Source organism: Pseudoalteromonas agarivorans (assembly GCF_024518735.1).
Taxonomy (GTDB): Bacteria; Pseudomonadota; Gammaproteobacteria; order Enterobacterales; family Alteromonadaceae; genus Pseudoalteromonas; species Pseudoalteromonas atlantica.
The window spans coordinates 24,394-39,084 of sequence record NZ_JANIGJ010000016.1; the positions used below are offsets into that span (position 1 = coordinate 24,394).

The 14,691-nt window shown below is 41.3% G+C and carries 10 protein-coding genes; 7 read left to right on the forward strand and 3 right to left on the reverse strand.

Annotated features, from left to right (window positions below):
• Window positions 1-9: 9 nt before the first annotated feature.
• The 6 genes from recF (at window position 10) to NQT65_RS19460 (ending at window position 8,432) form a co-directional block, all read left to right on the forward strand.
• Window positions 10-1,104, forward strand: coding sequence for a DNA replication/repair protein RecF (gene recF, locus NQT65_RS19435; RefSeq protein ID WP_024032132.1), 1,095 nt, complete (start codon window positions 10-12; stop codon window positions 1,102-1,104).
• Between the two features lie 12 nt (window positions 1,105-1,116).
• Window positions 1,117-3,543 carry a DNA topoisomerase (ATP-hydrolyzing) subunit B gene (gene gyrB, locus NQT65_RS19440; RefSeq protein ID WP_138685633.1) on the forward strand — a complete coding sequence of 809 codons (2,427 nt, stop codon included), beginning with the start codon at window positions 1,117-1,119 and terminating at the stop codon, window positions 3,541-3,543.
• A gap of 140 nt (window positions 3,544-3,683) precedes the next feature.
• Window positions 3,684-4,586, forward strand: a complete 903-nt coding sequence (glyQ, locus tag NQT65_RS19445; RefSeq protein WP_004588055.1) for a glycine--tRNA ligase subunit alpha — start codon at window positions 3,684-3,686, stop codon at window positions 4,584-4,586.
• Window positions 4,587-4,588: 2 nt separating this feature from the next.
• Entirely contained in the window at window positions 4,589-6,658 is a 2,070-nt protein-coding gene (gene glyS / locus NQT65_RS19450) for a glycine--tRNA ligase subunit beta (RefSeq protein WP_256851882.1), read from the forward strand.
• 72 nt (window positions 6,659-6,730) lie between these two features.
• Window positions 6,731-7,180 (forward strand): early set domain-containing protein, encoded by a 450-nt coding sequence (locus tag NQT65_RS19455; protein WP_121636762.1) that lies wholly within the window; start codon window positions 6,731-6,733, stop codon window positions 7,178-7,180.
• 727 nt (window positions 7,181-7,907) lie between these two features.
• Window positions 7,908-8,432: an REP-associated tyrosine transposase gene (locus tag NQT65_RS19460; protein WP_126005373.1), complete on the forward strand. Its 525-nt coding sequence runs from the start codon at window positions 7,908-7,910 to the stop codon at window positions 8,430-8,432.
• A 123-nt stretch (window positions 8,433-8,555) separates the two neighbouring features.
• Here the strand turns inward: NQT65_RS19460 and tusA are convergent, their stop codons facing one another.
• The 3 genes from tusA to fadB form a co-directional block, all read right to left on the reverse strand.
• On the reverse strand, window positions 8,556-8,795 hold the full coding sequence (gene tusA, locus NQT65_RS19465) for a sulfurtransferase TusA (protein WP_004588051.1): 240 nt from the start codon (window positions 8,793-8,795) through the stop codon (window positions 8,556-8,558).
• Between the two features lie 249 nt (window positions 8,796-9,044).
• Window positions 9,045-10,214: an acetyl-CoA C-acyltransferase FadA gene (gene fadA, locus NQT65_RS19470; protein WP_004588050.1), complete on the reverse strand. Its 1,170-nt coding sequence runs from the start codon at window positions 10,212-10,214 to the stop codon at window positions 9,045-9,047.
• A gap of 4 nt (window positions 10,215-10,218) precedes the next feature.
• Window positions 10,219-12,378 carry a fatty acid oxidation complex subunit alpha FadB gene (gene fadB / locus NQT65_RS19475; protein ID WP_256851883.1) on the reverse strand — a complete coding sequence of 720 codons (2,160 nt, stop codon included), beginning with the start codon at window positions 12,376-12,378 and terminating at the stop codon, window positions 10,219-10,221.
• A 295-nt stretch (window positions 12,379-12,673) separates the two neighbouring features.
• On the opposite strand from fadB, the gene NQT65_RS19480 reads away from it, so the two are divergent.
• Complete coding sequence (locus NQT65_RS19480; RefSeq protein ID WP_126005377.1) at window positions 12,674-14,560, forward strand: transglycosylase SLT domain-containing protein; 1,887 nt, start codon at window positions 12,674-12,676, stop codon at window positions 14,558-14,560.
• The last annotated feature ends 131 nt before the right edge of the window (window positions 14,561-14,691 follow it).

Genomic DNA, 14,691 nt, shown 5'->3' on the forward strand with positions numbered 1-14,691 from the left:
CCATTATAAATGAGTTTAAGTCACTTGAGCCTCAAGTATTTTCGTAATATTGAGGCACTGACGCTAGAACCAGTCAACGGCGTTAATATAATTTATGGTGAAAACGGCAGCGGAAAAACCAGCCTTTTAGAGGCTATTTATTACCTTTCTCACGGCAAATCTTTTCGAACACCTAAACATAAAAGTATTATTCAACATCAGCAAGATCAGTTTGTAATACATGGCCGCAAAGCGCTACACGACTTGTCTATTCCTATTGGAATTAGTAAAACCCAAAGTGGTGAAACTAATTTAAAAATACAAGGCAAAGCCAGTAGAAAAATCTCTGAACTTGCACAGTTAATGCCTGTGCAAATTATTACACCCGAAAGCTATTCATTGTTTTTTGGTGGCCCGAAAGAGCGACGTAAGTTTTTAGATTTGGGTTTGTTCCACGTGGAACATGAGTTTTTTTATTTATGGCAATCGTTTAATAAAGTGCTTAAACAACGCAATGCATTATTAAAAAGTAAGCCAAAGAATTATTTTGACCAAATTAGGTTTTGGGACAAAGAATTTGTTAGACTGGCAGAACAAATAAATAAATTAAGAATGGCGTATATAAGTAGGTTTAAGCAGCAGTTTTTTGATAAAATGTGTGCAGAATTAACGCTTATACGCGATTTAGAAATCAACTTTAATGCAGGCTGGAAAGACAGTGAGTCTTTGAGTGATGCATTAGAGCAAAACTTTGAGCGAGACGCTCGCCAAGGTTTTACAAGTAAAGGCCCTCATAAGGCCGATTTTAGTTTTAGTGTCGCTGGCAACAGTGTAGAGAATACGTTTTCACGCGGTCAATTGAAGTTATTGCTTTATGCGTTAAAAGTAACGCAAAATAGTTTAATTGAGTCAGAGACAGATAAGCAATCTATATTGCTAATAGATGATCTACCTTCAGAGTTAGGCGAAGATACAAAAGAGAAAGTGGGACAATTATTGGCTCATTGCAGTTCTCAAATTTTTATTTCTTCAATTTTGTCTGAAAGTATTTCTGCTGTGGTGGAACCCATGCAACGAGAACTACAAATGTTCCACGTGAAACATGGCAACCTAATAACAAGATAAGTGGGATTAACCATGTCTGAGAATTATGATTCGTCGAGTATTAAAGTACTTAAAGGATTAGACGCAGTAAGAAAGCGTCCTGGAATGTATATAGGGGACACCGATGATGGCACAGGCTTACACCACATGGTGTTTGAGGTCGTTGATAACTCTATCGATGAAGCCCTAGCAGGTCATTGTGATGATATTTATGTAACGATTCACTTAGACGGTTCAGTCTCTGTAAGAGATAACGGTCGTGGTATCCCAACTTCTATCCATGAAGAAGAAGGTGTGTCTGCCGCCGAGGTTATCATGACGGTACTTCATGCTGGTGGTAAGTTTGATGATAACTCTTATAAAGTATCAGGTGGCTTACACGGTGTTGGTGTATCGGTAGTAAATGCATTATCAGAAAAACTAACCCTTACTATTCGTCGTGAAGGCAAATTGCACGAGCAAACTTACAGCATGGGCGTACCTAACGCTCCATTAGCTGTTATTGGCGATGCTGACACTACGGGTACTGAACTGCGTTTTTGGCCAAGTGGCGAAACATTTACAAACCTTGATTTTCATTACGATATTTTAGCCAAGCGTTTACGTGAGCTATCGTTTTTGAACTCTGGTGTAAGCATCATCTTATCTGATGAACGCGAAGAAAATAAAACCGACCACTTTAAATATGATGGCGGTATTCAAGCGTTTGTTGAATACTTAAACCGCAATAAAACACCTGTACATAAAGGTGTATTCCATTTTACTCACGAGCGTGAAGAAGATGGTATTAGCGTTGAAGTTTCAATGCAGTGGAACGATGGCTTCCAAGAAAACATTTACTGTTTTACTAATAACATTCCACAACGTGATGGTGGTACTCACTTAGCCGGCTTTAGATCTGCGCTAACACGTACACTTAATAACTACATGGAAAAAGAAGGCTTTAACAAAAAAGCTAAAACAACCAGTAATGCAACGGGCGATGATGCGCGTGAAGGCTTAACTGCGGTTGTAAGTGTTAAAGTACCTGATCCTAAGTTCTCATCACAAACTAAAGACAAGCTAGTATCAAGCGAAGTTAAATCTGCGGTTGAGCAAGCAATGGCTGAAAAGTTTTCTGATTTCTTATTAGAAAACCCAATGGATGCCAAAATTGTTGTTGGTAAAATTATTGATGCAGCACGAGCACGTGAAGCGGCCCGTAAAGCCCGCGAAATGACTCGTCGTAAAGGCGCTATGGATTTAGCAGGTTTACCTGGTAAATTAGCTGACTGCCAAGAAAAAGACCCATCATTATCTGAACTATACATAGTGGAGGGTGACTCAGCTGGCGGTTCAGCCAAGCAGGGTCGTAATCGTAAAAACCAAGCAATTTTGCCACTTAAAGGTAAAATCTTGAACGTAGAGAAAGCACGCTTTGATAAGATGCTTTCTTCACAAGAAGTAGCAACGCTAATAACAGCCCTAGGTTGTGGTATTGGCCGTGATGAATATGACCCAGAAAAACTACGTTACCACAGCATCATTATCATGACCGATGCGGACGTGGATGGTTCTCACATTCGTACATTGCTACTAACATTCTTCTATCGCCAAATGCCAGAAATTGTTGAGCGTGGTTATATTTACATTGCACAACCGCCACTTTATAAAGTGAAAAAAGGTAAGCAAGAGCGTTATATTAAAGACGATCCTGCACTTGTAGAGTACCTAACATCACTTGCACTAAATAATGCAGCGCTTTACACAAGCGAAGATGCAAGTGCAATTGAAGGTGAAGCGCTTGAGCAAATAGTACAAGATTACCAAAACACAGTTAAAGTCATTGAGCGCTTAAAACGTAAATACCCTAATACGGTAATGGAACGTTTGATTTACCAAAGCGAGTTAAAAGTAGAAGACTTATCTAACGAAGCTAAGGTAATTGAGTGGACTAAAGAGCTTGTTGATGACTTAGTTGAACGTGATGAAGATGCGACAATTTTCCACGCTGGAACAGAGCATGATGCAGAGCGCAACTTGTACTTCCCGGTTGTGAATATTCGTCAGCACGGTGTGGATAAAGCACACGTATTACACTACGACTTTATTGCATCACGTGACTACCAACGCATTGCTGTTACTGGCACGAAGATCGCAAACATCTTAAAAGAAGGCGCATATGTTCAACGTGGTGAGAAAACAAAACCTGTTGATAACTTTGTGGATGCTTTGGAATGGTTGATCGCAGAATCTAAGCGCGGGATCTATATTCAGCGCTATAAAGGATTAGGCGAAATGAACCCTAGCCAACTGTGGGAAACCACAATGGATCCTAGCGCTCGTCGTATGTTACAAGTAACAATTGAAGATGCTGTAGCGGCAGATCAATTGTTTGCAACATTAATGGGCGATCAAGTTGAGCCTCGTCGTGAGTTTATAGAAACCAACGCACTTCGTGTAGTTAACTTAGACGTGTAAAAAATTATACTTACATCTTAAAAGGAGCCTAATGGCTCCTTTTTTATTTTAACAACCGCACAAACTGCTTAAAACCTGCGTGTGCACAAGGTATACTGAGGGTAATTTTCACGCTACTTTCAGATAGTAAAAAGCCAAATATGCAAAAATATGACGTTAAAACCTTTCAAGGTTTGATCCTGGCTTTACAGGATTATTGGGCGCAGCAAGGCTGTGTCATTATTCAACCACTTGATATGGAAGTGGGCGCAGGGACATTTCACCCGCAAACATTCTTAAAATCTATTGGCCCTGAGCCAATGTCGAGCGCATACGTACAACCGTGTCGCCGTCCTACCGATGGCCGCTACGGCGAAAACCCAAACCGCTTACAGCATTACTACCAATTTCAGGTAGTTTTAAAGCCATCACCAGATAACATTCAAGAGCTTTACTTAGGCTCACTAGAAGCGATGGGAATTGATACCCTAACGCACGAAGTACGCTTTGTAGAAGATAACTGGGAATCGCCAACACTAGGCGCATGGGGCTTAGGTTGGGAGATTTGGCTAAACGGTATGGAAGTAACGCAGTTTACTTACTTTCAACAAGTCGGGGGCTTAGAATGCTCTCCTGTAACCGGTGAAATTACTTACGGCCTAGAGCGTTTAGCAATGTACATTCAAGGTGTAGACAGTATATACGACCTAGTATGGGCAGACGGTCCATTAGGGCGTGTAACTTACGGCGATGTATTCCATCAAAATGAAGTAGAACAATCTACTTACAACTTTGAACACGCAAACGTAGATGACTTATTTGCACAGTTTGATAAGTGTGAAGCTGAGAGCCAAAAGCTAATAGAAGCAAATTTACCACTACCTGCTTACGAGCAAGTAATGAAAGCATCGCACGCGTTTAACTTACTCGATGCGCGTCATGCAATCTCAGTAACCGAACGTCAGCGTTATATTTTACGCGTTCGAGCGTTATCAAAAGCGTGTGCACAAAGCTATTACGATGCACGTGAAGCGCTTGGTTTCCCGCTGTGTAAGGATAAGTAAGCATGTCAGCACAAAATTTATTAGTAGAAATTGGCACCGAAGAGCTGCCACCAAAAGCACTGCGCAAATTAGCAGAAGCCTTTGCCGCAAACTTAACAGCAGAGCTTGAAACACTAGAGCTTGAGCATGAAGGCGTAAGCTGGTATGCATCGCCTCGTCGTTTAGGTTTACAAGTAAAAGCGCTTGAAGCAAAGCAGCAAGATAAAGAAGTAGAAAAGCGTGGCCCTGCAACTAAAGCAGCGTTCGATAGTGAAGGTAACCCAACTAAAGCAGCAATGGGCTGGGCACGTGGTTGTGGTATTGACGTAAGTGAAGCACAAACTCTTGAAACCGACAAAGGTGCTTGGCTTTTACATATTGCTAAAGTAGCAGGACAAGAAACCAAAACGCTGATGAGCGATGCCATTGCAAAGTCGTTAGCAAAGCTGCCAATACCTAAGCCAATGCGTTGGGGCGCGAATAAAACACAATTTATTCGCCCAGTTCATACCGTAACTATTTTATTTGGTGATGAACTTATTGAAGGCGAAATTTTAGGTAAGCAAGTAACTAATCAGTTACAAGGCCACCGTTTTCATCATCCAGAAAAAATCACTATTAAGCATGCAGATGACGTGTTCGACGTATTAAAATCAGCCTACGTTATTGCTGATTACGAACAACGTAAAGCGCAAATCCGTGCACAAATAGAAGAAGCGGCAAGCGCAGTGAATGCGGTTGTTGCAATGGATGAAGATTTACTAGAAGAAGTTACTTCATTAGTAGAGTGGCCAGTAACGTTAACGGCAACATTTGAAGAAGCATTTTTAGATGTACCTGCCGAAGCACTAATTTACACCATGAAGGACGATCAAAAATACTTCCCGCTATTAGATCAAAACGGCAAACTTTTAAATAAGTTTTTGTTTGTATCTAACATCGAAAGTAAAGATCCAAGTGTGGTTATATCTGGTAACGAAAAAGTAGTGCGCCCACGTTTAGCTGATGCGCAGTTCTTCTTTGAAACAGATAAAAAGAAAACCCTAGAAAGTCGCTTAGAGTCACTTGATACTGTTTTATTCCAAAAGCAATTAGGTACGCTTAAAGATAAATCTGTACGTATTAGCGAACTTGCCGGCTACATTGCAGAGCAACTAGGCGCCGACAAAGACCTTGCAAAACGTGCTGGCCTATTAAGTAAAACAGACTTAATGACCGAAATGGTAATGGAATTTACCGACGTGCAAGGTGTAATGGGTATGCACTATGCACGCTTTGATGGCGAAGCAGAAGATGTAGCTATTGCACAAAACGAGCAATACATGCCGCGTTTTGCAGGTGACAATTTACCTACAAACCTAATCAGCTGTGCAGTAGCAATTGCAGATAAGTTTGATACGCTGGTGGGTATTTTTGGTATAGGCCAAGCACCAAAAGGTGACAAAGACCCATTTGCACTTCGTCGTGCTGCCATTGGTGCACTGCGTATCATGGTAGAAAAAGAGCTACCGCTTGATATTTTAGACCTAGTAGCAAAAGCACAAACACTGTTTGGCGAAAAGCTTACTAACCTAAATGTATCAACCGACGTATTTGACTTTATGCTAGGGCGCTTCCGCGCATGGTACCAAGACGAAGGCATTGAAGTAGATGTTATTCAAGCAGTACTGGCACGTCGTCCTACTAAACCTACTGACTTTGACCGTCGTGTTAAAGCAGTAAGCCACTTCCGTACGTTAGACGCCGCAGAAGCGCTTGCAGCAGCGAATAAGCGTGTAGGTAACATACTAGCTAAAAATAACATTACCACCGAAGGTGATGTTGATGAGAGCCTATTAAGCGACGACGCTGAAAAAGTATTAGCATCACAAGTAGCAAAATTTGCGACTGAGCTTGCACCACTTTACGCTGATGGAAACTACCAAGAGGCATTAAGCCAATTGGCAGGTATTCGCCAAAGTGTTGATAACTTTTTTGACAACGTCATGGTTATGGCCGACGATGAAGCTGTAAAGCAAAATCGCCTCGCACTATTAAGCCAGTTAAGCCGCTTATTTTTAGATATTGCAGATATATCTGTACTACAAAAATAACACCGCTTAAGCCAATAAAAAGCCAGCGTATTGCTGGCTTTTTAGTTTTAACAGAACGAAGGAAACCCATTAATGATGCCAATGAAACGAATTCTTACGCTTGCCATAGCCGGCTTACTCACAGCGTGTACTAGCCAAGTGTCTATTAACGACGTACTGCCACAGCAAGAGCTGGATAAAACAATTTACCTAAGAGGCGATTTTACGCTTTGGGATGCAGAGCCTCAGTACCAGTTTATGCCTGTGGGCGGCGCGCTTTACCAAGCAGAAGTTAAATTTAGCACCCCAGGTAAAGTGTACGAATTTAAAATAGCCGATGCAGATTTTAGTGAAGGCTACAACTGCGGCTACAGCGATGCCCAACCTGCAGGGCAAAAACTAACGCTCGGCCAACCCGTACTTGCAGACTGTAATACTATTTATAATTACTTCAGTTACTCACCTGCAATAAAAGGCACATACATAGTAAGTATTGATTACAGTGACTACGATAAGCCGAAAGTGACGATTACTAAGAAATAGCTGTCAGTTGGGAGCTGTCAGCTTTTAGCTGCCCGAGTGGGCTTATAGATTTGCGACAAGGACGTTGTAGGTTGGGTAGAGTGAAACGAAACCCAACATGTACGGCAAATAAAACTGATCTGCTGGTTATCAAATACGTTGGGTTTCGAAAACTCAACCCAACCTACATCAATAATAATTTTTATTGATTGCTATAAATATCCAATCAAATTAATGAACTTAGTTAGTCTTAATTACAGTCGTAAATCAAAAGCGCGATAAAAGATAAGTAGATTTTAAGTAGGTTGGGTAGAGTGAAACGAAACCCAACATGTGCGGCGAATAAAACTGTTCTGCTGGTTATCAAATACGTTGGGTTTCGTAAAACTCAACCCAACGTACATCAATAATAATTTTTATTGAATGCTATAAATATACAATCAAATTAATGAGCTTAGTTAGTATTAATTACAGTCGTAAATCAAAAGCGCGATAATGGATAAGTAGATTTTAAGTAGGTTGGGTAAAGTGAAACGAAACCCAACACATGCGGCGAATAGAACTGTGCTGGTGGTTATCAAATACGTTGGGTTTCGAAAATTCAACCCAACCTACGCCAGGAATACGCTTTTGTGGTTGCTAGAGTATGCAACAATATCGTGGATAAGCTTGGCTTAAACTTGTCTTGATTATAATTAACAAAACTAATCTATACTCTTATTTATCTGTTTATTTTATGGATAAAAATATGCGTTATAAACGTATGTTAGAGGCGGGCGCATGTTATTTTTTTACGGTAAATTTAGAAGATAGATCTCAGCCTTTGCTTGTGGAAAATATAGAGTTATTACGCCGTGTATATTCAAAGGTGGCAAAAAAGCATCCAATAAAGACGATTGCAATTGTTATCATGCCCGATCACCTTCATGCTATTTGGCAATTACCTAAAGGTGATAGTAATTACGCAATGCGTTGGCGACTTATAAAATCAGGTTTTTCTCGAGAGCTGCCAGCAACAGAGTTTTGTAATAAAAGTCGTATAGCGAAAGGAGAGCGCGGGATTTGGCAGCGTCGCTATTGGGAACATAAAATTAGAGATGAAGAAGACTTAAATAATCATATTAATTATATTCACTACAACCCGGTGAAACATAACCATGTTATTAAAGTGAGTGATTGGCCATTTTCAAGCTTTCATCAATACGTTAAAAATTCAAAACTAAGCCAAGATTGGGAGTGCAATAATGATTCAACCACTTTGTATGATGAATAAAATTTCGGTGTTATAAAACAAGTTGGGTTTCGTAAAACTCAACCCAACCTACATCTGGTTTAAGTTCTTAACGATGCGTTAAATATTCAAAAATAACCCAACTTACTAAACCAACTTTCAAACCTATAAACCTTTCTTCACCACATACCTATACGGTGCTTCATCGGCGTCTGTGGCCACCAGCGTGTGATCCATAAATGTACAAAAACTTGGAATATCGCGAGTGGTTGATGGGTCATCAGCGGTAATTAATAACGTTTCACCGTCGTTCATCTTACGAATTGCAGCGCGTAACATCATTACAGGTTCTGGGCAGCGTAGGCCCATGGCGTCTAATTGGTGATCGGGATTATCAAAGCTCATAAAAAGTTACCTGTAAAAATAGTCGCGGCTTGGTTTGGTCGGGTAGTTTAGCGCAATTAATCTGTTTGGTTAACTGTTTTGCATATAACGGGTAAGCGTAATACAGTAAAAAATAATCTGGTTTAAATTTAATACACCCGATCACATTATTCATATCAGCAATAAGCTGGTGGCATAAAAAAAGGCGAACTAACTTGCGCTAGTTCGCCTTTTTAATCACCAAGATGGTTTACATGTTGAAGTTAATACTTAGTCTTGAACACGTTCAAATACAGTCGCGATGCCTTGGCCTAAACCAATACACATAGTGGCTAGACCATATTTTGCATTTTTATCTTCCATTAAGTGAATAAGCGAGGTGCTAATACGCGAACCTGAACAACCTAGTGGGTGACCAAGTGCGATTGCGCCGCCGTTTAAATTCACTTTTTCATCAACCACGTCTGCTAAACCTAAGTCTTTAAGTACAGGCAGTGATTGTGCTGCAAATGCTTCGTTAAGCTCTGCTACGTCAATGTCATCAATAGTAATACCAGCTTGTGCAAGTGCTTTTTTACTTGCTGGTACTGGGCCGTAACCCATGATTGATGGATCGCAACCGGCAACAGCCATTGCTTTAACGCGTGCACGAATTGGTAAGCCAAGCTCTTTCGCTTTTTCTTCGCTCATTACTAACATGGCTGATGCGCCATCAGAAAGAGCAGAAGACGTACCCGCAGTAACCGAGCCAGAAGCCGGGTTAAATACTGGGCGAAGCTGAGATAAACCTTCAACCGTTGTTTCAGGGCGAATTACTTCATCATCTTCAACTAAAATTAAAGAGCCATCAGCTGCGTGACCTTCCATTGCTAAAATTTCGCGGCGGAAACGGCCTTCAACTGTTGCAGCATGTGCACGTTGATGTGAGCGGTATGCAAATTCGTCTTGCTGCTGGCGGCTAATTCCGTGAATAGTAGCAAGGTATTCAGCTGTTAAGCCCATAGAACCAGATGCTTGTGCAATTGATGTAGCTAAGCCTGGGTGAAAATCGTTACCGTGAGTCATTGGAACGTGACCCATGTGCTCAACACCACCAATAAGGTAAGTGTCGCCAGCGCCTGTCATAATAGCGCGTGCTGCGTCATGCAATGCTTGCATTGACGAGCCACATAAACGGTTAACGGTTGTAGCAGGTACTGAGTGTGGAATACCTGCAAGTAACGATGCGTTACGTGCAACGTTAAAGCCTTGCTCTAATGTTTGCTGTACACAGCCCCAATAAATATCGTCAATTGATGCAGGGTCAACTGCTGGGTTGCGCTCTAATAACCCTTTCATAAGGTGAGCACTTAAATCTTCTGCACGCTTGTTTTTAAATACGCCGCCTTTTGAGCGACCCATTGGTGTGCGGATACAATCTACAATTACTGGATTATTCATGATATTAACCTTCCACCTTATAGAAAACACGACCTTCTTCGGCCCATTTGCGAGTTTGCTCTGATACTTGGTAAATCGCACCTAGGTGAGCATATTTGTCTGCTGCTGCAACAAAGTTAGCTAAACCTGTTTGATCTAAGTAACGGAACGCGCCGCCTCTAAATGGAGGGAAACCAACGCCGTATACAAGGGCCATATCAGCTTCTTGAGGAGAAGCAACAATGCCTTCTTGTAAACAAAGAAGCACTTCGTTGATCATTGGGATCATACAACGGTCGATAATTTCTTGTTTATCAAATTCTTTCGGTGCATCAGTAATTGGCGCTAGTAGCTCAACTGCTGTTGCATCGGTTGATTTTTTAAGACGACCACGACGGTCTGTTTCGTACTTGTAAAAACCTGCTTTGTTCTTTTGACCAAAACGTTTTTCGTTAGCAAAAACAGTCACCGGATCTTTTTCTGCGCGTGCCATACGCTCAGGGAAACCGTCTGCCATTACGCCAGTACAATGGTAAGCCGTATCAATACCTACAACATCAAGTAGGTAAGCTGGGCCCATTGGCCAGCCAAATACGTTTTCCATTACTTTATCTACTTTTGCAAAGTTAGCGCCTTCAACAACTAATTTGCTAAAGCCTGCAAAGTAAGGGAATAAAACTCGGTTTACAAAAAAGCCAGGGCAATCGTTAACAACGATAGGTGACTTGCCAAGTTTAAGGGCGTAATCAACTACCGCGTTAATTGTTTTATCAGAAGTTTTTGCACCACGGATAATTTCTACTAATGGCATTTTTGGCACTGGATTGAAAAAGTGCATACCACAGAAATTTTCTGGTTTATCTAACGCTTCTGCAAGTAAGTCTATGCAAATAGTCGATGTGTTTGATGTAAGTACCGTGCCTTCTGGCATGTTCTTTTCAAGGTCAGCTAATACCGCTTGCTTAACTTTAGGGTTTTCTACAACCGCTTCAACAATAATGTTGGCGCTTTGTAGGTCTGCATCGTTAAGCGTTGGCTTAATTTTGCTAAGCGTTGCCAGCATTTTTTCCATTGGCATGTGGCCGCGTTTAACTTTTGCACCCAGTAGTTTAGACGCTTCGCCCATACCTAAATCTAGCGCATCCTGTTGGATGTCTTTCATTACAATTGGTGTGCCTTTATAAGCTGACTGGTATGCAATACCGCCGCCCATAATACCTGCGCCTAATACAGCCGCTTGTTTAATTTCAACATCGCTGTGCTTAGCAAGTTTACGTGCTTTGCCTTTAATAAACTGGTCATTTAAGAAAATACCGGTTTGTGCAGCTGCTTCGTTAGTGCGCGCAAGTTTTGCAAAGTTAGCATTTTCGATTGCCATTGCTTCATCGCGAGTACAGTTGGCCGCTGCTTTAATAGTGCGAACTGCCATAACCGGAGCAGGATAGTGGCCTTTGGTTTTACCCATTACCATACCTTCTGCCATCGCAAAGCTCATGCCTTGCTCAACACGGTTTAATTTAAGTGGCTGAAGTTTAATATCGCGTTTTGCTTGCCAATCTAGTTTGCCGGCAATTGCTAATTCAAGTGTTGCTAGGCTTGACTCTAAAAGTTTGTCAGCACTAACTACCGCGTCAAACGCACCTACTTTTAGGGCATCAGTGGCACGGTTTTCTTTGCCTGAGGTAATCCAAAGCATGGCGTTATCTGCGCCAATAATGCGTGGTAAGCGCACTGTGCCACCAAAACCAGGCATTATACCTAGTTTAACTTCTGGTAAGCCCATTTTAGCAGTTTCGCTTGCAACGCGATAATCGGTAGCAAGTGCCCACTCACAGCCGCCGCCAAGTGCCAAGCCATTTATAGCGCTAAGAGTAGGGAATGGTAAATCTTCGATTGCGTCAAAAACGTCGGTTGCGTTTTTGATCCACGTTACTAATTCTTCTTCTGGTTTAGTAAATGTTGGTAAAAATTCGAAGATATCTGCACCAATAATAAAGTGATCTTTATCACTGGTGAAAATCATGCCTTTGATATCAGAATTAGACGCTAATTCTTTTAATGCTGCTGCACAATCTGAAAGAGTTTGCTGAGATAGTGTGTTTACAGAACCTGCAACACAAAACTTAAACTCGGCGATGTTTTCCTTTAGGAAGCTAACTTCAAAGGAATCGCTTTTATATAACATTATTATTCTCCCTAGTTGACGAACTAAGACTGGTACGATGAGTTTGCATTTCGACCAGTGTGCTTGCTTTAAAATTAAAATGCAACGAAAAATTTAACTCGGTTACAAACGGTTGGTTAAAATATAGCTGGTTTGGTGCTAAGGTGTACTGGAATGTGCTAAAGGTACTCATTAATTATTATGAGTGCGTAAATTAAATGTTGTTCATACTTTATTAAAGGCACTCTCATTATTGTTTTAGTGTCTCAAACTGGAAATTATTAACCCTGACAGGTCGTTAAACCTAAAGGATATTATGAAAAAATTTTTATTAAGCGCTGTGGCAGCTGCCTTTATTCTTCCTTTTAGTTCTGCCCAAGCGAGTATCGATAATGACGCGTTTTTAGATGCTGAAAAAAAAGTGCGCTATGGAAGCTACCAAGACTTTAAAGAAGCAATAAACGGGTTAGACCACCCGCTAAAGCCGTATGTCGAAAAAACATATTGGCAACACCATCCCAATTTTAAATACCAAAGCGAAATTGAAGATTACCTAACCATTTATGAACATACCCCGCTTGAGTGGCCGGTACGCAAAGCGTGGTTAGAGTATCTTGAAAAAAACAATAAAAAAGCGGCTTATATAAAAAACTACCGAGAAACGTCTAACGCGGCGCTAACATGCACGTTTTTAGATTTTCAGCTTGATTTAGGGGCGCCAGAAAAAGCCATTTTTAATCAGGTTACCGATTTATGGACGGTGGGTAAGTCGCAACCGAATGAATGCGACCCGCTATTTTCGCTTTGGCGCAAAAAAGGTTATTTAAATAATGAGCTTGTATGGAAGCGCATAACGCTTGCAGCGCAGGGCGGTACGCAAAGTTTACTCCCTTATTTAAAAACGTTGTTACCTAAAAACGAGCGTTACTTAGCCGATTTATACTTAAAAGTACGCCGCGACCCTAGTGCGGCCGCAGGCTTGTATCGTTATAAAACTAAGTCGGCAAAAGAAGCGCAAATAGCCATTTATGGTGTTAAGCGTTTAATTTGGCGCGATAAAGCGCTGGCTTTAAGAGCCTGGCAAAAGCTAGAAAAAATGTTTACCTACAGCGATGAAGAAAAAGCAGATTTATATTACACGTTTGCTTTATCGCTTGCTTCAAGTGGGCATAAGCAGGCTAGTTTTTGGCTTAATAAGGTGCCAAAGGCGCGACAAGACCGAAAGTTAATTCAGTGGCAACTTGGTAATATGCTTAAAACTCAAGACTGGGAAGGCATAGCGGCTTTTTTTACAGGTAAAGACGATTTAAGTTTAGGCCAGCAATATTGGCTTGCTTATAGCTATGCTAAGCGAGGCGAGCAACAAAAAGCAGACGAAATTTGGACTAAAGTGGCCGCTAACCGCGATTACTATGGCTTTTTAGCGGCGGCACGATTAGGGCTGCCGGTTGATTTAAACAATCAGCCTTTGCAGGTTGATCAAAAATTAGTAGAGAAGGTGAAGAATGCGCCGGGCTTTAAACGTGCAAAAGCACTTTACGAACTCGAGCGTTTTACCTCTGCTCGCAGAGAATGGAATTACTTAACGAACACCTCTACTGATGAAGAAAAACTAGCTGCCTCAAAGGTTGCAGCGCAAAACAATTGGCACGATAACGTTATTTTCACGTTAGCTAAAATTAAAGCATGGGATTATGTTGAACTGCGTTTTCCGTTTGCATTTCAAGATATATTTGAGCGCTACAGTAAACGCAGCAAAATAGACCCCGCGTGGAGTATTGCAATTGCACGGCGCGAAAGCTCGTTTGCACCAGATGCGCGTTCGCATGCAAATGCGCGTGGTTTAATGCAATTACTCCCTAGTACGGCAGAATACGTTAACAAAGCAAGGGTATCGAGTACGCGTTTGTACCAACCTAAAACCAATATACGCTTAGGTACTAGTTACTTGCAGTACTTAAAAAAGAAAAACAAAGGGAATGAAATACTTGCTACGGCTTCTTACAACGCAGGGTATCATCGTATTAAACGCTGGTTACCTGACGAAGCCATACCTGCAGAGCTATGGGTTGAGCTGATCCCGTATAGAGAAACGCGAGATTACGTAAAAAATGTGTTTGCTTATCGCCAGGTTTATCACACCCGGATGGGCCGAGAAGGAAACGTGCTCGCGCCGTTACTCAACATGAAAATGGGCGGGTAAATTATGTAATACCAATTGCCTAAAATATTTAGCCATTCTAGCGTGCTAAATAAAGGGCTAATAACGTAACACGATGGGTATAAGTATTAGGGGGATATTTACATGTTAAATATCCCCCTTTTTTGAGCGCT

Bases quoted from the DNA above. Each gene is read 5' to 3' on its own strand.
- recF (WP_024032132.1), top strand. From the start codon at position 10: ATGAGTTTAAGTCACTTGAGCCTCAAGTATTTTCGTAATATTGAGGCA.
- gyrB (WP_138685633.1), top strand. From the start codon at position 1,117: ATGTCTGAGAATTATGATTCGTCGAGTATTAAAGTACTTAAAGGATTA.
- glyQ (WP_004588055.1), top strand. From the start codon at position 3,684: ATGCAAAAATATGACGTTAAAACCTTTCAAGGTTTGATCCTGGCTTTA.
- glyS (WP_256851882.1), top strand. From the start codon at position 4,589: ATGTCAGCACAAAATTTATTAGTAGAAATTGGCACCGAAGAGCTGCCA.
- NQT65_RS19455 (WP_121636762.1), top strand. From the start codon at position 6,731: ATGATGCCAATGAAACGAATTCTTACGCTTGCCATAGCCGGCTTACTC.
- NQT65_RS19460 (WP_126005373.1), top strand. From the start codon at position 7,908: ATGCGTTATAAACGTATGTTAGAGGCGGGCGCATGTTATTTTTTTACG.
- tusA (WP_004588051.1), bottom strand. From the start codon at position 8,795: ATGAGCTTTGATAATCCCGATCACCAATTAGACGCCATGGGCCTACGC.
- fadA (WP_004588050.1), bottom strand. From the start codon at position 10,214: ATGAATAATCCAGTAATTGTAGATTGTATCCGCACACCAATGGGTCGC.
- fadB (WP_256851883.1), bottom strand. From the start codon at position 12,378: ATGTTATATAAAAGCGATTCCTTTGAAGTTAGCTTCCTAAAGGAAAAC.
- NQT65_RS19480 (WP_126005377.1), top strand. From the start codon at position 12,674: ATGAAAAAATTTTTATTAAGCGCTGTGGCAGCTGCCTTTATTCTTCCT.